The organism is Actinosynnema sp. NPDC049800, from assembly GCF_040656635.1.
In the GTDB taxonomy this organism is placed as follows: Bacteria; Actinomycetota; Actinomycetes; order Mycobacteriales; family Pseudonocardiaceae; genus Actinosynnema.
Genome location: NZ_JBFAMT010000001.1, coordinates 505,898 through 523,109 on the forward strand (window position 1 = coordinate 505,898; position 17,212 = coordinate 523,109).

12 protein-coding genes are annotated in these 17,212 nt (G+C 72.4%); 8 read left to right on the top strand and 4 right to left on the bottom strand.

The features are described from left to right. Positions 1–2 precede the first annotated feature (2 nt). From AB0I91_RS02360 to AB0I91_RS02375, 4 genes are all read right to left on the bottom strand, one after another. Complete coding sequence (locus AB0I91_RS02360; RefSeq protein WP_499634845.1) at positions 3–2,843, bottom strand: PQQ-dependent sugar dehydrogenase; 2,841 nt, start codon at positions 2,841–2,843, stop codon at positions 3–5. A 95-nt stretch (positions 2,844–2,938) separates the two neighbouring features. Then, positions 2,939–5,329: a ricin-type beta-trefoil lectin domain protein gene (locus AB0I91_RS02365; protein WP_499634848.1), complete on the bottom strand. Its 2,391-nt coding sequence runs from the start codon at positions 5,327–5,329 to the stop codon at positions 2,939–2,941. Between the two features lie 366 nt (positions 5,330–5,695). Beyond that, on the bottom strand, positions 5,696–7,195 hold the full coding sequence (locus AB0I91_RS02370) for a glycoside hydrolase family 76 protein (protein WP_499634851.1): 1,500 nt from the start codon (positions 7,193–7,195) through the stop codon (positions 5,696–5,698). Between the two features lie 554 nt (positions 7,196–7,749). Continuing rightward, on the bottom strand, positions 7,750–8,598 hold the full coding sequence (locus AB0I91_RS02375; RefSeq protein ID WP_498776834.1) for a mycofactocin-coupled SDR family oxidoreductase: 849 nt from the start codon (positions 8,596–8,598) through the stop codon (positions 7,750–7,752). A gap of 293 nt (positions 8,599–8,891) precedes the next feature. Here AB0I91_RS02375 and mftA point away from each other — a divergent pair, with 293 nt between their 5' ends. The 8 genes from mftA (at position 8,892) to AB0I91_RS02415 (ending at position 17,208) form a co-directional block, all read left to right on the top strand. Continuing rightward, the gene (gene mftA, locus AB0I91_RS02380) at positions 8,892–9,005 is read left to right on the top strand and encodes a mycofactocin precursor MftA (protein ID WP_230567598.1); all 114 of its coding nucleotides are present in this window, start codon (positions 8,892–8,894) and stop codon (positions 9,003–9,005) included. 9 nt (positions 9,006–9,014) lie between these two features. Beyond that, positions 9,015–9,284 carry a mycofactocin biosynthesis chaperone MftB gene (gene mftB, locus AB0I91_RS02385; protein WP_498776831.1) on the top strand — a complete coding sequence of 90 codons (270 nt, stop codon included), beginning with the start codon at positions 9,015–9,017 and terminating at the stop codon, positions 9,282–9,284. 28 nt (positions 9,285–9,312) lie between these two features. Beyond that, positions 9,313–10,500, top strand: coding sequence for a mycofactocin radical SAM maturase (mftC, locus tag AB0I91_RS02390; RefSeq protein WP_499634854.1), 1,188 nt, complete (start codon positions 9,313–9,315; stop codon positions 10,498–10,500). Next, on the top strand, positions 10,497–12,578 hold the full coding sequence (locus AB0I91_RS02395; protein WP_499634857.1) for an oxidoreductase: 2,082 nt from the start codon (positions 10,497–10,499) through the stop codon (positions 12,576–12,578). Before mftC ends, AB0I91_RS02395 begins: the two co-directional genes overlap by 4 nt. A 1-nt stretch (position 12,579) precedes the next feature. After that, complete coding sequence (locus AB0I91_RS02400; protein WP_499634860.1) at positions 12,580–14,535, top strand: mycofactocin system FadH/OYE family oxidoreductase 2; 1,956 nt, start codon at positions 12,580–12,582, stop codon at positions 14,533–14,535. A gap of 71 nt (positions 14,536–14,606) precedes the next feature. Continuing rightward, positions 14,607–15,620 (top strand): mycofactocin-associated electron transfer flavoprotein alpha subunit, encoded by a 1,014-nt coding sequence (locus AB0I91_RS02405; protein WP_499634863.1) that lies wholly within the window; start codon positions 14,607–14,609, stop codon positions 15,618–15,620. Next, positions 15,617–16,921: an FAD-dependent oxidoreductase gene (locus AB0I91_RS02410; protein ID WP_498776821.1), complete on the top strand. Its 1,305-nt coding sequence runs from the start codon at positions 15,617–15,619 to the stop codon at positions 16,919–16,921. The genes AB0I91_RS02405 and AB0I91_RS02410 overlap by 4 nt, the downstream gene beginning before the upstream one ends. After that, positions 16,918–17,208 carry a ferredoxin family protein gene (locus tag AB0I91_RS02415; protein WP_498776819.1) on the top strand — a complete coding sequence of 97 codons (291 nt, stop codon included), beginning with the start codon at positions 16,918–16,920 and terminating at the stop codon, positions 17,206–17,208. The genes AB0I91_RS02410 and AB0I91_RS02415 overlap by 4 nt, the downstream gene beginning before the upstream one ends. Positions 17,209–17,212: the final 4 nt, after the last annotated feature.

Sequence of the window (17,212 nt, forward strand, 5' to 3'; positions counted from 1 at the left end):
GGTCAGGGCCCGATCCACTTCTGGTTGGCGGCGCCGTTGCAGTCCCAGAGGTGCAGCGCGGTGCCGTCGGCGGAGCTGTTGCCCGACGCGTCCAGGCAGCGCCCGGACTGCGGGTTCACCAGGGCGCCGTCGGCGCGCGCGACCCACTGCTGGGCGCCGCTGCCGTTGCACGTCCACAGCTGGGTGGGCGTGCCGTTCGCCGTGCCGCCGGACCGCACGTCGAGGCACTTGCCCAGCGCGCGCAGCGACCGGTCGACGGCCGCGGTCCACTGCTGCGCGTTGGTGCCGTTGCACGTCCACAGCTGGATCTTCGTGCCGTCGGCGGTGGCCGCGCCGCTCACGTCGACGCACTTGCCGCCGATGCCGGTGATCCGGCCGGTGCGGGGACCGGTGGCGAAGGTGAAGTCGTCGACGTCGAACAACGCGCCCGCGCCACCCTTGAACACCAGGTAGAGGGTGGTGGTGCCGGCGGGCCGGTTGGTCAGCCCCGCGCTGACGTCGGTGAACGTCTCCCAGCCACCGGTCACCGGCACGGTGGCGGAGCCGAGCAGCGCGCCGGTCGCGGACCCGGCCCGCACCTCGATGGTGCCGCCCGCACCGGCCGAGGCCACCCGCGCGGTCATCGTCGTCGCGTCGGTCAGCACGTAGGGCTGGAAGGCGATCCAGTCGCCGTTGTGGATGTCGCCGACCGCCTTGCCGCCGTGCGCGGCGCCCTTGTCGTAGACCGCGACGCCGTTGGCCGAACCGTGGTGCTCGGCCTGCCGGTTCTTCGGCTGGGTGACGTGCTGGGTGTGGGTGGTGACGCCGCCGCGGTCGGTGTACTCCGCGTCCCAGACGCCGAAGATGTTGGCGTTGGGGTCGTGCTCGCCGTCCTGGGGTGTCTGGACGGTGCCCGAGCACCCGGTGGCCTCGGTCAGCTTGTGGCCGTGCGAGTCGTGCCCGAGGATGTAGCTGATCTTGACCTTGGTGCAGTCGACCGCGCCGTCCTCGGGGTCGGTCACGGTGATCCGGAACGGCACCGCGTCGCCGAAGTCGAACAGCTGGCCGTGCTGCGGCAGGTGCAGGGTGACGGTCGGAGCCGTGTTGCCGACGGTCACCTGCACGCTCGCCGTGGCCGTCCGACCGGTGCTGTCGGTGACGGTGAGCGTGGCGGTGTAGGCGCCGTTGGCCGAGTAGGTGTGCTGCGGGTTGGCCGCCGTCGACGTACCGCCGTCGCCGAACTTCCACGCGAAGGTGATGGCGTCGCCGTCGGGGTCGGACGAGCCCGCGGACGAGAAGGTCACGGTCAGGGGCGCCTGGCCGGAGGTCTTGTCCGCGGCGGCCTTGGCGATCGGCGCGAGGCCGCCGGTCACGTGCTCGATGCGGTACAGCGCGGAGTTCGCGTCGCCGGCGAACCAGCCCGTGCCGTAGTCCAGCACGTACAGCGCGCCGTCCGGGCCGAACGCCGAGTCCATCACCTGCGTGCCGGACCACGGGAAGGCGGTGATCGCGCCCGGCGTGCCGTTGGCGTTGACCGCGATGTCCTTGATCCAGCGGCGGCCGAACTCGGCGCCGAAGAAGTGCCCGTCGTAGGACTGCGGGAACTTCACCGCGGAGTCGAGGTTCGGGTTGTAGCGGTAGACCGGGCCGCCCATGGGCGACTCGCTGCCGCAGCCGAGCTCGGGCACGGAGCAGCCGTCGTAGGAGATCCAGGCCGCTTTCGCCGCGGGCAGCGTCGTCAGGCCGGTGTTGCGGGGCGAGTTGTTCGTCGGCCCGCCCGCGCAGTTGTACTTGGCCCCGGAGGCGCCGGTGGCGAAGTTGTGGTCGTTGTAGGTCTCCTCGGTGGTGTTCGAGCCGGTGCAGTACGGCCAGCCGTAGAAGCCGGGGCCGGTGATGCGGTTGAACTCGACCTGGCCCGCCGGGCCGCGGGTGGCCGACGTCGACCCCGCGTCCGGTCCGTAGTCGCCGAGGTAGACGACCCCGGTCGCCTTGTCCACGTTGAACCGGAACGGGTTGCGGAAGCCCATGGCGTAGATCTCGGGGCGGGTGCCCGCAGTGCCGGGTGCGAACATGTTGCCCGCCGGCACGGTGTAGCCGCCGTCGGCGTTGACCTTGATCCGCAGCAGCTTGCCGCGCAGGTCGTTGGTGTTGCCCGCGCTGCGCTGGGCGTCGAAGGCCGGGTTGCGGTTGGCGCGCTCGTCGAGCGGGCTGTAGCCGTCGGAGGCGAACGGGTTGGTGTCGTCGCCGGTGCTCAGGTAGAGGTTGCCCGCGGCGTCGAAGTCGAGGTCGCCGCCGACGTGGCAGCACGTGCCGCGGCTGGCGGGCACGTCGAGGATCACCTTCTCGCTGCCGGTGTTCAGCGTGCCGTCGGCGTTGAGCACGAAGCGGGACAGCCGGTTGACCCCGTTCCAGGCGGAGAAGTCGGTCCCGTCGGAGGGCGCGTCGCCGGCCGGTGTCGACAGCGGTGGCGCGTAGTAGAGGAACAGGTGGCGGTTGGTGGCGAAGTTCGGGTCGGCGGCGATGCCCTGCAGGCCCTCCTCGTCGTGGGAGTAGACGGTGAGCTTCCCGGCCACCTTGGTGCTGCCGGCGGCGTCGGTGAGCCGGACCGTGCCGTCCCTGGAGGTGTGCAGGACCGACCGGTCGGGCAGCACGGTCATCGAGATGGGCTCGCCCATCTCGGCCGCGCCCTTGGCGAGCGTGACCTGCTGGAACGAGGGCGCGAGCGCCTGTCGGGGCGCCGAGTGGTCGAGCAGCGCGGGCGCTTGGGCGACGGCGTTCGTCGGTAAGGCGGTCTGGACCGCAGCGGCCACCAGGAGCAGGCCGGCGGCCGCGAGGCCGGTGCGGGTTCGCGGGGATCTGGTCATGGTGACGTCGTCCTCCTGGACTTCACTGCCTGGACGTGCGACGAGGGGTGGTTCGCCGGCCGGCGGGGCGACCGGCGAACCCGCGGATCCCGCGATCAGGGGAGGACCCACTTCTGGTTGCCGACGTCGAGGCAGTCCCAGATGTGCAGCGCGGTGCCATCGGCGGAGTTGTTGCCCGCCACGTCGAGGCAGCGCCCCGACCTCGGGTTGCGCAACGAGCCGTCGGGCTGCGCGACCCACTGCTGCGCGCCCGTCCCGTTGCACGTCCAGAGCTGGGTGACGGTCCCGTTCGCCGAGCCGCCCTGCTGCACGTCCAGGCACTTGCCGAGCGCGCGGAGGGTCCCGTCAAGGCCCACCGTCCACTGCTGCGCGACCGTGCCGTTGCACGTCCACAGCTGGACCTTCGTGCCGTCGGCCGTGCCCGCGTTGCTGATGTCCGCGCACTTCGCGGCGAGGCCCTTGACCGGCCCGGTGCGGGCGGTGGTGCCCGGCTTGACGTTGAGGGTGTACCAGGCTTCCGTGCTCCACAACGCTTTGCCGGACTCGGAGGAGAACGGTCGGGGCGAGCGCAGGTGCACCACGTGCCCGTGCTGCAGGCCGGAGAGCATGACGGTGACCTTCTTGCGGTCCGCGGAGGGCGTCGCCGACTGCACGGTCAACGCCTGCTGGCCGATCTTCGGTCCGCCGTAGGTCGACGTCGGCAGGTAGCGCCACTGCGTCGCCTTGTACTTGGTCGCGAGGTCCTGCACCGTCTGGGCGGACAGCGGTTGGGTGTACTCCAGCTCGAAGCCGCCCTGGACCGCCCGCATGGCCACGACGTCGAACGCCTCCGCGCCGTTGGGCGTCAGCTTCTGCAGGCCGAAGTTCAGCTTGCCCGCCTGGCCCCAGTTGCCGCCCGCGCCGATGCCGCCGGTGTAGATCGCGCCGTCGGGGCCGAGGCTGATCCGGTTCACGCCGGATTCGAGCCCTTGCGTCATGCGGAACACCGCGCCCTGGTACTCGCCGCCGACCTTCTCCAGGAAGCCGCGTTGCAGGCCGCCGTAGGTCACGTCGCCGAAGACCAGCTGCCCGGCGAACGGTCCCGTGGTCAGCTGCACCGGGTTGCTCGGCGAGTTCGCGATCTCGTTCTGCGGCAGCCACAGCACCGGCGCGGTGATCGCGCGGTTGTCGAACGGGCCGACCGGGTTGGTGTAGTGGTTGAAGAACCGGTCCTGCTTGACGTGCACCAGCTTCGACGACGGCAGCCAGCCGCCCTGGTTGTCGGTGACGAAGACGTCGCCGTCGGGGCCCCACCCGATGCCGTGCGGCGTGCGCAGGCCGCCGGCGAGGTAGGAGATGGCGCCGGTGGCCTTGTCCACCTTGATCGTGGTGCCGCGGTTGGCCGCGGGCTGGGGGTCGGTCGTGGCGCCGCCGTAGTTGATCGCGACCGACAGGTTCAGGTAGAACGCGCCGTCCCGGTACAGCATCCCGAACGCGAACTCGTGGAAGTTGCCGCCGAACGGCCAGGTCGCGACGCGGCGGTAGTTGTCGGTGACCCCGTCGCCGTTGGTGTCGTTAAGCTCGGTGAGCCCGGCCTTCTCCGACACGTACAGCTTGCCGTCGACGTACTTAAGCCCCATCGGTTCCTGGAGCCCGGAGGCGATCCGCTGCGTGCGCACCTTCGTCGGGTCGGTGGTGCCGGTGACACCGCTGATCAGGTGCACCTCGCCCAGCTTGGTGTTCGAGCCGCCCCAGGTGGCGATGGCCAGCCGGCCGTCCGGCAGCCAGTCCATGCCGCTGACCTGCGGCTCGAACCCGCTCGGGCGCAGGTTGGTCAGGGAGTAGGCGGGGTGCACGCCGGTCAGCGGCAGGCCGTCGCCCGGTGCGTCGCCGCTGCCCTCGCACTCCTTGCGGCCCGGCGCGGTCACCCGGACCACGCCCGCGTCGGTGCTGAGCGCGGAGTTCGGCACGACGCTGAACCCGGTCGCGCCCGGCGGCTGCCACTCCAGGGTGAGCTGCTGGCCGCCCCCGTTGTCGAAGTGGTCGACGCGCAGGGAGTGGTAGCCGACCCCGAGCTGGACCGAGCCGCTCTTCGACTCGCTGCCGTGCAGCCCGTCGTGGTCGACCACCACCGCGTTGTCGATCCGCAGCCGGGAGCCGTCGTCGCTGGTGAGGCGGAAGCCGTAGGTGCCCGCGGTGGTGACGGAGACGTTGCCGGTCACCTCGGTCAGGAAGCGGTCGGCGAGGCCGAAGTCCCCGGTGGTGGTCCAGTTGACCGACGGCATCAGCTTGTCGACGTTCGGCGTCTGGCCGGTCTTGAGGGTGCACAGCCGGGCGAGCTCGGTTTGCAGGTCGAAGACCCTGAGCGTCACCCCGGGCTCTTGGGGTGGAGGCGCGGCGGCGTGCGCGGGCGAGGAGACCGACAGGGACGCGGCCGTGACGAGGGCGATCGAGGTGAGGGAACCGGCGGCGCGCAGCCACCGGATGCGACGGGCGGGGAACGACATCGGCGGTTCTCCCTTGAACTAAGCCGGTGAGCAGGGGACTCGACTCGGCAAGGGGGTTCGGGCAGGGAGCCCTGGGAGCCGGCGTGTTAGGCAGGTCACATCGGGCCAGGCGACGGTAAGGCGACTTTTGTACAGAGTCAACGAAAGACTGTTCAAGAATTACGAAAGTACGTCGAAGGATGGCGAAAGTACCGGCATTCAGCCGCAGGCCGATCGTCGGTTCGGTGCTGCGGGTTGCTACCTTCGCCCGGCGCACGCCCAGGCCGTCTCAGGTGATCCCGGACCCCGGCCTGGCGCACGGCGCAGGACGCCGCCGGCAGGCGCGTGGTGGCGCGCCTCCCGGCGGGTCCGCGGGAGCGGGAACGGTCAGCTCGCGGCGTTCATCAGGTCCACCGCGCTGTGCTGGCGTGCCGCGTCGCTGCGCTGGAACGGCCCGGCCCACGGCTGGTCGTAGGAGTCGCTGCTGGACCGGTCGCGCGCGTGGGCGGTGTCCGCCTGCCTCTTGAGGTAGGCGGTGTACGGGCGGTCCGGCAACGCCCGGTTCAGCTGACCGAGCCCGCGCACGAAGGCGCCCTTGAACGACGGGACGTCACCGCCGCCGCCGTTGTCGAACACGATCCCGCCGGGGTTGAGCGCGGTGCTGGTCGTCGAGGCGTCGGCCAGCGCGCGTGCCCTGGCGAGGTACGCCTGGTCGCCGGTGGCGCGGTGCAGCTCGGTCAACGCGGCCGGCGGCACGCCCTGGTTGTAGCTCCACGGGGTCTGGCCGTTGTTGCGGCACGTCGACGTGACGAGCCCGTCGTTGACCAGGTTCGAACCGTTGATCATCCCGCTGTTCTCGAACCACCTCCAGCCGTCCCGGGCGCGCTGCACGTAGGTCGTCTCACCGGGCAACCGGTTGTGCAGCGCGGCGTTGAGCTGGACGTACAGCGAGTTGGCGATGGCGTTCTTGTAGGTCCGACTGGACGTCCACCAGATGCCTCCGCCGCAGGTCTGGTCCCAGTACCGGTGGACGTGGTCGGCGCCGGCGCGGGCGGTGTCGAGGTAGCGGCGGTCGCCGGTCAGGTCGTAGGCGGCGATCCACGCCAGGCCCCACCACGCGACGTCGTCGTTGTACTCGTTGATGAAGTTGCCCGCCCAGGCGTTCCGGTTGAGGTCGTAGGTCCGCGCGATGGCGTAGCGGTAGCTGCCCATGCCGCTGACCCGCGCGTTGTCGATGATCGCGTTGAGCGCGTTGGCGGCGTTCCACCAGCCGGTGGTGTCGAACAGGCCGGTGCTCAGGTTGTAGCGCTGCATCAGGGCGGTGGCCGCCGCGGTGCCGCGGTTCCCGGCGTTCCACGTCGTGCGGTACCAGCTCGTGCAGGCGATCGACGACGACCCGGCCGGCTGGCCGCAGGCCCGCAGCAGCCCGACGCCGAGGTTCGCCCAGTCGTCCACGTTGTGCATGGACGTGCGCCAGCCGCCGTAGCCGGCCGGTGTCGTGGTCGAGCCGAGCTTGGGCTGCCAGGTGACCCCCGCGTCGTAGGAGCGGTCGAGCCAGACCGCGTCGCCCTGGCCGCCACCGGAGATCACCGCCCAGCCCATGGTCTCGCTGCTGTCGAAGTGCAGCGCGACCCGGCGGGTGCCGACGGGCACGGACTGGGCGACGCGCTCCCCCGCCGAGAGGGCGGGGTCGCGGCCGTCGCAGTGGAGGTTGCAGACCGGTCCGAGGGCGATCGACCGGGAACCGGCGGACGGCCGGGACGGCGACCGGTGCGCGCTGGGCGGCAGGGCGGGGTCGCGGTCGTCGCAGTAGCTGTCGCAGGCGGCGGTCGCCGGCGGTGGCGCGGTGACCGGATCCGGTGGGGTGGCGGGCGATGCGGGTGCCAAGACCACAAAGGACAGGAGCAGGGATGCGTGAACCACGGTGTTCAGCACAGGACCTCCCCAACGGGAGTGGGTGGCCGACAGGGTGTGAGAACGCTCTCACACCGAGGCTAGGACCGGCCTTCGCACAGCGTCAACACGGAGCACCGGACAGGTTCGTGTCAAAGCCGGCCGGCCGCGGCCCTCGAAGATCGACCACGCCGAGCCGCCCGGGTTCGCGCACACAGTCCAAAGAGGACGGAACAAACGGCCCTCGACCTTCGGGCCCTGGGCATCGACGACGCCAAGTCGGCCGCCCGCGCGGCCGACACCCTGATCGGGAATGGAACCCCTGAAGCAGTGACACACCGCGTCGACCACCCCGAACAATGCACGGATCAGCCGGGTAGGGGTGGTGCCGAAAATTCATCGCCCATCAGCCCGGCAATTCACCGGACATCATTCCGCAAATTCGAGAGCACCTCGGGAGCACGCCCTGCGAATCGCATTCCGACAAGGCGCCGAAACCCGGTGGCGGATGGCTTCACGGCCATCCGCCACCGGGCTCGGGACTTACTTCACTTGCCTTGCTTGACCAGGGCGCCGGCGTCGATCTTCAGGTGCGTGCCGGTGGTGTAGCGCGACTCGTCCGAGGCCAGGTACAGCACCGCGTGCGAGACGTCCTCCGGCTCCACGAACGGGATCGGCATGGCGTGGAACGCGAAGAAGCCCTGCACGCCCTCCTCCGGGGTGGGCTCCTCCAGGTCCGGCCGGAAGATCTTGTACATCGACGGGTTGTGCATCATCGCGGTGTTGACGTTGGACGGGTGCACCGCGTTGATCCGGATGCTCATCGGCGCCAGCTGGGTGGCGAGGATGTTGGTGTAGAGCACCAGGGTCTGCTTGGCGACCGAGTACGCCGCGCCGCCGGGGCCCATCGGGCCGGGGTCGCCGTGGCCCGGCATCAGGCCGACCGCGGAGCCGACGATGATGACCGACGAGCCGGGCTGCAGGTAGGACAGCGACGAGTGCACGGTGTTGAGCACACCCGTCAGGTTGATGTCGACGATCTGGGTGAACGTGGTGAGCGGGCGGCCCGGGCCGAGCTGGGCGATGCCCGCGTTCGGGATCACCACGTCCAGCTTGCCGAGCTCCGCCACGCCGGCGTCGATCGCCTGCTGCAGCGCGGCGCGGTCCCGCACGTCGACCTTCGCGGTGAACGCCCGGCGCCCGGCCTTCTCGATCAGGCGGGCGGTCTCCTCCAGGTCCTCCTCCGAGGCCATCGGGTAGTCGATACCCGGGAGGTCCTCGCAGAGGTCGAGGGCGATGATGTCGGCGCCCTCCTCGGCGAGCCGCACCGCGTGGCTGCGACCCTGCCCACGCGCCGCGCCCGTGATCAGCACGACCTTGTCTTCAACGCGGCCCATTGTGCGGCCTCCTGCCATCGCTGTGAACGAACAATTCGTCGACGGATGCCGCGATCACCGGTTCCGGTGTTCCGCGTCGGAACTCGCGAACACCCGTCGGAGCATTGACACCCGCCAACTGTCTACCGGTCCCCCGCCGCCCGGGGAAGACATTCGACCCCCTAGCGGCCCGGTGTTCCGAACTCGTCCGCAATCCCCTGTCGGGTAAGGGGACTAGGGGCTAGGCACTCCCACGACCCCTGGTTACAGTCGTCCACTGAACCGGTTTGAGCAGCCGATCCGAGGAGCACGGCATGAGCGGCACCCAGGACACCTCGATTCCGCAGAACGACGCCGACAACGCGTTGGTGGAGGCCGACTTGCTCGTCGAGGACGTGTCGATCGACGGCATGTGCGGCGTCTACTAGGTCGACCGGATGGAATTCGACCCGGACCGGCCCTACCGCTGCTCGCCCGCGCTCGCGCTGCGCCCGGAGCCGTTCGGCGCGCTCGCCTACCACTTCGGCACCCGTCGGCTGTCGTTCCTCAAGTCCACCAAGCTGGTCGAGGTGGTGCGCTCGCTGGAGCACCAGCCCTCCGCCGCCGCCGCGCTCGTGGCCGCCGAGGTGCTGCCCGAGGAGCACCGCACGTACCTGGCGGCCCTCGCCCGGCTCGCCGAGGCGGGCACGATCGAACCGCGCCCGTAGGGCCGGCCACCTCGCTGAAAGGCGCGCGATGAAGCTGTCCGAGCACTTCAAGCTGGGTCTGGACGCCCCGATCTGCCTGACCTGGGAGCTGACCTACGCCTGCAACCTGGCGTGCGTGCACTGCCTGTCGTCCTCGGGCAGGCGCGACCCGCGCGAGCTGAGCACCCAGGAGTGCAAGGCGCTGATCGACGAGTTCCAGCGCATGCAGGTCTTCTACGTCAACATCGGCGGCGGCGAGCCGACCGTGCGCCCCGACTTCTGGGAACTGGTCGACTACGCGGTGGACCACCAGGTGGGCGTGAAGTTCTCCACCAACGGCGTGCGGATCGACCGCGCCCGGGCCCGCGCGCTGGCCGCGTCCGACTACGTCGACGTGCAGATCTCGTTGGACGGCGCGACCGCCGAGGTCAACGACGTGGTGCGCGGACCCGGCTCGTACGCCACGGCGCTGCGGGCGATGGCGAACCTGCGCGACGAGGGCTTCCGCGACTTCAAGATCAGCGTGGTGATGACCCGGCAGAACGTCGGCCAGCTGGACGACTTTGCCGCCATCGCCGAGGAGCACGGCGCGCAGCTGCGGATCACCCGGCTGCGCCCGTCCGGTCGCGGCGCCGACGTGTGGGACGAGCTGCACCCGACCGCCGAGCAGCAGCTGCGGCTGTACGAGTGGCTGTCGGCCAACGGCGACCGGGTGCTCACCGGCGACTCGTTCTTCCACCTCAACGCGCTGGGCTCGGCGCCGTTGCCGGGGCTCAACCTGTGCGGCGCCGGCCGGGTGGTGTGCCTGGTCGACCCGGTGGGCGACGTCTACGCGTGCCCGTTCGCGATCCACCGGGAGTTCCTGGCGGGCAACGTGCGCGAGCCGGGCGGCTTCACCGGGGTGTGGCGCGGGTCGGACCTGTTCGCCCGGCTGCGGGAGCCCTCCGACGGCGGCGCGTGCTCGTCGTGCTCGGCGTTCGACTCGTGCCAGGGCGGGTGCATGGCGGCGAAGTTCTTCACCGGCCTGCCGCTGGACGGGCCCGACCCGGAGTGCGTGCGCGGGCACGGCGAACGGGCGCTGGCCACGGTCGGCGCGGCGCCGCGGTCGGACGTCGACCACTCGCGGCGCAAGGCGCTGCCGCTGCAGCTGACCTTCGGGCCGCCCGCCGTCGTCCCCGCGCCGGCCTTGCGCCCGTGCGACCCGAATCCGCTGAGCGGGTTCGAAGTGCCGCGATGACCGCGTTGACCGGTCCGGTCGTGCTGGCCGGGCGGACGGCGCCGAGCCGGGTGCTGTTCGGGCCGCACGAGACCAACCTGGGTGACGGGCGCGCGCTGTCCGAGCGGCACGTCGCGTACTACGAGCGGCGGGCCGCGGGCGGGGCCGGGCTGATCGTCACCGAGACGGCGAGCGTGCACGACTCGGACTGGCCCTACGAACGCGCGCCGCTGGCGGCGTCGTGCGCCGACGGGTGGCGCGCGGTGGTCGCGGCGTGCCGCCCGCACGGCGCGCTGGTGCTGGCGGGGTTGGGGCACGCGGGCTCGCAGGGCAGCTCGGCGTACGGGCAGCGGGCGTTGTGGGCGCCGTCGCGGGTGGCCGACGTGGTGAGCCGTGAGCTGCCGGCCGAGCTGGAGGAGCGTGAGATCGCGGCGCTCGTGGCGGGGTTCGCGGCGGCGGCGGCCTCGGCGGTGGCGTGCGACGTGGACGGGGTGGAGGTCGACGCCGGGCAGTACTCCGTGCTTCGGCAGTTCCTCTCCGGGCTGACCAACCTGCGCGGTGACCGCTACGGCGAGGACCGGACGGCGCTGCTGGTCGAGGTGCTGGCGGCGGTGCGGGGCGAGGTGGGCGACGGGCGGGTGCTGGGGCTGCGGCTGTCGTGCGACGAACTGGCGCCGTGGGCGGGGATCACGCCGGAGCACGCGGTCTCGTCGTTCGCCGGGTTCGCCGACGTGGTCGACTACGTGGTGCCGGTGCGCGGGTCGGCGATGAACGTGTCCGCGACGCGGCCCGACTCGCACACCGAGCCGGGGTTCAACGCGGGGCTGTGCCGGGCGGTCCGCGAGGCGGTGTCGGGGCGGGCGGCCGTCGTGTGGCAGGGCAGCGTGGTCGACCCGGGTGCGGCGCGTGCGGCGGTCGAGGACGGCACGGCGGACCTGGTGGAGATGACGCGGGCGCAGATCGCCGAGCCGCGCTTGGTGTCGCTGGTGCGGGCGGGGACGCCGGAGCGCATCCGGCCTTGCGTGCTGTGCAACCAGTTCTGCCGGGTGCGCGACAGCCGCAACCCCCGGGTGAGCTGCCTGGGCGACCCGGGCAGCGGGTACGAGGTGGAAGAGCCGCCGGTGGACCTGCCTTGGCCGGGTACGGGCTGGGACGCGGATTCGGGCGCAGGCGCTGGTTCCGGCGGCGGTTCGGACGCCGGCGTGGGTGTTGGTGCGATGTCGGACGCCGGCGCGGGTTTTGGCGCGGGTGCGGGTATCGGCGCGGGCTCGGGCTCGGTGTTGGACGAGGTGTTGGTGGTCGGTGGTGGGCCCGCCGGGTTGGAGGCGGCGCGGGTGTTGGCGTTGCGGGGGCGGTCCGTGCGGTTGGTGGAGCAGGAGGACGTGCTCGGGGGGACGTTGCTGGTCGCGGCGCGGCTCGCCGGGCGGGCGCGGCTCGCGGAGTTGGTGTCCTGGCTGGAGCGGGAGGTGCGGCGGCTCGGCGTGCGGGTGGAGACCGGGACCCGGGTCGACCTCGCCGACCTCGACCCCGCGGCCTCCGTGCTGCTGACCACCGGGTCGGTGGCCGGACCGCGGGCGTACACGTCGGACGGGCCCGTGATCGAGACGCGCGACCTGCTCGCGGGACTCGCCGCGGGCGCGCAGGTGGACGACCTCGTGCCGGCCGGGCCGGTGCTGGTGGTGGACCCCGTCGGCGACTGGACCGGCGCGGGCACGGCGGAACTGCTGGCCGCGGCCGGTCGGGACACCGCCATCGTCACCCAGGACCCGGTGATCGGCACGCAGCTCGCCATCACCGGCGACCTGGCCGCGGCCAACACCCGGTTGCAGGTGGCGGGCGTGCGGCTGCTCAAGCGCGCGGCACTGCGCCGGGTGCTCGACGGGCGCGCGGAGTTGGTGCACGTCATCACCGGTGTCGAGTCCGGTGTGGACTGTTCGGTGGTGGTGCACTGCGGGCACCGGCTGCCCAGCCCGACGCCGACCGGGCTGGCTTCGGCGGGTGACTGCGTCGCGCCGCGCACCGCGTACCAGGCCGTCCTCGAAGGCCGACGTGCCGCACTGTCGTTGGCCACGTCCCCTCGCGTGCTCGGGCGGGTGTGACGTGTCGCGCTACCGGTACCTGTTCTCCCCCGTCCGGCTCGGCCCGGTCGTCGTGCCCAACCGGATCGTGTTCGCCGCGCACCTGACCAACCAGGCGCGTCACGGCCTGCCCAGCGAGGCGCACGCGGAGTACTACGCCGCACGTGCGGCCGGCGGCGCGGGCCTGGTCATCACCGAGGAGCACTCCACCCACGTCACGGACTGGCCGTACGAGAAGCTGGTGCACGGCTTCCGGCGCGAGGCGATCGCGGGCTACCGGCGGATCACCGACGCGGTGCACGCGCACGGCGTGCCGATCTTCGCGCAGCTCAACCACAACGGCGGCCAGGCGTCCTCGATGTACTCGCGGCTGCCGGTGTGGGCGCCATCAGCGGTGCCCGACCCGCTGTTCCGCGAGGTGCCCAAGGCGATGGACCACGGCGAGATCGCCGAGGTGGTGGCCGGCTACCGCACCGTGGCCGCGCACTGCGTGGAGGGCGGCTTCGACGGCGTGGAGCTGCAGTGCTCGCACTCCTCGATCGTGCGCGGCTTCCTGTCGCCCGTGACGAACCTGCGCACCGACGGCTACGGCGGCTCGGCGCGCAACCGCGCCCGCATCCTGCTGGAGATCGTCGAGGCGGTCCGGGAGGCGATCGGACCGGACCGGGCGCTGGGCGTGCGGCTGTGCGGCGACGAGCTGATCGAGAACGGCACGAGGATCGAGGACGCCGTCGAGGTCGCGCGGATGGTCGAGGCGACCGGCGCGGTGGACTACCTCAACACCTCGATCGGCGTGGCGACGTCCACCCTGTTCATGATCGAGGCGTCGATGGCGTTCCCGCCGGGGTACGCGCTGCACATCGCGAGCGCGATCCGCGAGGCCGTCCGCCTGCCCGTGATCGGCTCGGGTCGGATCAAGGACCCGGCGCAGGCCGAGCGCGCGCTCGCGGAGGGCCAGTGCGACCTCGTCGGCGTGGTGCGCGGGCAGATCGCGGACCCCGAGTTCGCCGCGAAGGCGCGCGCGGGGCGGGCGGGTGACGTCAACGCGTGCCTGTCGTGCAACCAGGAGTGCGTCGGTCGGGTCGGGTTGGGGCGTTGGCTGGGCTGCGTGGTGAACCCGCGTGCCGGGCGGGAGACCGTCGTGCTGCCGACGCCGCGCCGACGTGGCCGGCGGGTGTTCGTGGTGGGTGGTGGGCCGGCGGGGTTGAAGGCCGCGGCGACGGCCGCGGGGCGCGGACACGACGTGACGCTGCTGGAACGTGCCGCGCAGGTGGGTGGTCAGGTGGCGCTGGCGGCGACCGTGCCGAGCCGGGTGGAGCTGGGTGAGCTGGTGCGCGGGCTGCTCGCGGAGTGCGGGCGGTCCGGGGTGGACCTGCGGACGGGCGTGAGCGTCGACGCGGGGTGGTTGCGGGCGCAGGCGCCGGACGTGGTCGTGCTGGCCACCGGTGCGCGGCCGAAGCGCCCGTGGTGGGCCGGTGAGCTGGAACGGGTGGTGGACGTGCGGGATGTCCTGGAGGGGCGGGCGGCGCCGTTCGGCGAGGTGCTGGTGGTGGACGAGCTGGGGTTCCACCAGGCGACTTCGGTGGCCGAGCTGCTGGCCGACCGGCGGGCCTCGGTGCGGATCAGCACGCCCGGCATGGTGGTCGGCCAGGACCTCGGGCTGACGCTGGACCTGGAGATGTTCACGATCCGCGCGCACGCCAAGGGGATCGCCCAGTCGACCGACGAGGTGGTGACCGGCGCGTGGCCGGCGGAGGACGGCGGTGTGCTGGTCGACCTGCACAAGCACACCACCGGGGTGACGGTGCAGCAGCGCTACGACTGGGTGGTGTGCGCGGTGCACCAGGACCCGGAGAACGGGCTGTGGCAGGAACTGCGGGACGCGCCGTTCGAGGTGCACCGGGTGGGTGACTGCCTGACGCCGCGGCGCGCGGACTCGGCGGTCGCCGAAGGCCACCGGACGGCGGCAGCCCTGTGAGCGCCGCGGTCGGTGGGTCGGCTCCGCGCCCGGGAGATCCGGTTGAGGCGGATGTCGGTGGTCGGGCTGAAGTGGCGGAGCAGTCGCGCGGCAAAGCAGAGGGAACCTCGCAGGCGGGCGGCAAGGCGGCGAGGGCGCAGCAGACCGGCGGCCAGACCGAAGTGGTGCGACAAGCCGGTGAAGGCGTGGGCAAGCGCGTCGCGGTCGTCCCGGTTCGTGACGGGGTGGTGCCGTTGGGCGCGGACGAGGCGGTTGCCGAGGCCGGTGGGGTGGCGTTGATCGTCGGCACCGGCACGCGGGTGGCGGCGAAAGCGCTCGGGGCGTTGGCGTTCGGCACGCTCGTCGAGGCCGGGGCGTTCGCACCAGGTCGGTGGGCGCGTGGGCTCGTGCGGGCGCTGGCAGGGCACCACTGCGTGATCCTGCCGGGCTCGCCGGACGGTCGCGACCTCGCGCCCCGGCTCGCCGCCGAACTGGGCCGTCCCCTCCTGCCCGGTGCGGTGCGGGTGTCGGACGGTGGTGCGGAAGTGGTGCGGTGGGACGGTCGGGTGAGTGTCGAGCTCGCCGTGGACGGGCCGTTCGTCGCGACGCTGCTGCCCGGCGTGCGCGGCGTCCACGCGGTCGACGGCACGCCCAACCTGGTCGAGGCGGCAGCCGACGACCGCGACGCCGAGGACGCGACGTCGGTCGAGGTCCTGGCGCCCGACCCCGCCACCGCCGACCTGGCCGAGGCGCCCCGGATATTCGGCGCGGGCGTCGGGCTGGGCGACGCGCGGGCCGTCGACGTGATGGCACGGGTGGCCGCGGCGCTCGGCGCGTCCGCGGGCGCAACCCGGGCGGTCACCGACGCCGACTGGGCGGGCGCCGAACGGCAGATCGGCACCACCGGCGTCGTGGTGAACCCCGAGCTGTACGTGGCGTTCGGCGTGTCCGGCGCGGTGCAGCACACCAGCGGGCTCGGCAGCCCGGCGCACGTGGTGAGCGTGAACACCGACCCGTCCTGCCCCATGACCGCGATGGCGCACCTCGGCATCGTGGCCGACGCGCCCGCGGTGCTCTCCGAGTTGGCCGCGAGGTTGGGCGTATGAGCGAGTTCGACGTGGTGGTGGTCGGCGCCGGGCCGGCGGGATCGGCGGCGGCGCTGGAGGTCGCCCGGTCCGGTCGCTCGGTCGCCTTGGTCGAGCGCGGCCCGTTCCCCGGCTCGAAGAACGTCTACGGCGGCGTGGTCTACGGCCGCGTGCTGGACGACCTGGTGCCGAACTGGTGGGAGCACATGCCGGTGGAGCGCTGGGTCACCCGCCGCTCCACCATGGTCATGACCGAGGAACGCGCGCTCACCGTCGACTTCCGCACGCAGGACTGGGGCCGGCCGCCCCACAACGGCGCGACCGTGCACCGGGCCGACCTGGACCCGTGGCTCGCCGGGCTCGCGGTCGAGGCGGGCGCGGTCCTCGTGCCCGCCACCGTGGCGACCGGGCTGCTGCGCGGGCCGGACGGCGCGGTGGCCGGCGTCCGCACGGACCGACCGGACGGCGACCTGCGCGCCGGGGTCGTGATCGCGTGCGACGGCGTGAACTCGTTCCTGGCCAAGGAGGCCGGCCTGTTCGACGCCTCCCGCCAGGCGGAGCACACCATGCTCGGGGTGAAGGAGACCATCGCCCTGCCGCGCGACGTGATCGACCAGCGGTTCGCGTTGCGCGGCGACGAAGGCGCGGACATCGAGATGCTCGGCTGCACGGGCGACGTGCCCGGCGGCGGTTTCCTCTACACCCAGCGGGAGTCGGTCTCGCTGGGCGTCGTGCTCGCGCTGCCCGGCCTGGCCGCCGCGCGCACCCGGCCGGAGGCCCTGCTCGCCGACCTCAAGCGGCACCCGGCGATCGCGCCGCTGATCGCGGGCGGCGAGGTGGTCGAGTACTCGGCGCACCTCATCCCGGAGGGCGGCTACCGCCACCTGCCACGACTGGCCGACGACGGGCTGCTGCTCGCGGGCGACGCGGCCGGGTTGTGCCTGGCGGCCGGGATCTGGCTGGAGGGCGTGAACTTCGCCCTGGGCTCGGGCGCGCAGGCCGGGCGCAGCGCGGTGGCGGCGCTGGACGAGGGCGACACCTCGAAGCGCGGCCTGGCGGGGTACCGCAAGGCGTTGGAGCGCTCGTTCGTGCTCGCCGACCACCGCAAGCTGCGCGACATCCCGGGCCTGGTGATGTCGGAACGGGTGCAGCGCCAGTACCCGGGGCTGCTGTGCGACCTGGCGCAGTCGGTGTTCCAGGTCGACAACCCCCGGCCCAAGCCGGGGCTGCGCGGGCTGCTGCGCCGCAGCGCGAAGGACAACGGGGTGCGGCTGCGCCACCTGGTGCGCGACGCCGTGACCGGGATGCGGGGGTTCGGATGAGCTACGCCGAGCGGGCGTTCGACGACGTGCTGTCCACTGTGGAGTTCCACGTCGGCGAGCGGGCGCACATCACGGTGGACACCTCGGTCTGCGCGTCGTGCACCTCCCAGGTGTGCGTGCACGCGTGCCCCGCCGACCTGTTCGTGCCCATGGCGGACGGCGGCATCCTCTTCAACTACGAGCACTGCTTCGAGTGCGGCACGTGCTACCTGCTGTGCGACCAGCCGGGTGCGATCACCTGGACCTATCCCGACGGCGGCCAGGGCGTCGTCTTCACGAAGGGGTGAGGCC

Coding starts and splice junctions, on each gene's coding strand:
- AB0I91_RS02410 (WP_498776821.1), top strand. CDS start 15,617: ATGAGCGAGTTCGACGTGGTGGTGGTCGGCGCCGGGCCGGCGGGATCG.
- mftC (WP_499634854.1), top strand. CDS start 9,313: ATGAAGCTGTCCGAGCACTTCAAGCTGGGTCTGGACGCCCCGATCTGC.
- AB0I91_RS02360 (WP_499634845.1), bottom strand. CDS start 2,843: ATGACCAGATCCCCGCGAACCCGCACCGGCCTCGCGGCCGCCGGCCTG.
- AB0I91_RS02375 (WP_498776834.1), bottom strand. CDS start 8,598: ATGGGCCGCGTTGAAGACAAGGTCGTGCTGATCACGGGCGCGGCGCGT.
- AB0I91_RS02415 (WP_498776819.1), top strand. CDS start 16,918: ATGAGCTACGCCGAGCGGGCGTTCGACGACGTGCTGTCCACTGTGGAG.
- AB0I91_RS02365 (WP_499634848.1), bottom strand. CDS start 5,329: ATGTCGTTCCCCGCCCGTCGCATCCGGTGGCTGCGCGCCGCCGGTTCC.
- AB0I91_RS02395 (WP_499634857.1), top strand. CDS start 10,497: ATGACCGCGTTGACCGGTCCGGTCGTGCTGGCCGGGCGGACGGCGCCG.
- mftA (WP_230567598.1), top strand. CDS start 8,892: ATGAGCGGCACCCAGGACACCTCGATTCCGCAGAACGACGCCGACAAC.
- mftB (WP_498776831.1), top strand. CDS start 9,015: ATGGAATTCGACCCGGACCGGCCCTACCGCTGCTCGCCCGCGCTCGCG.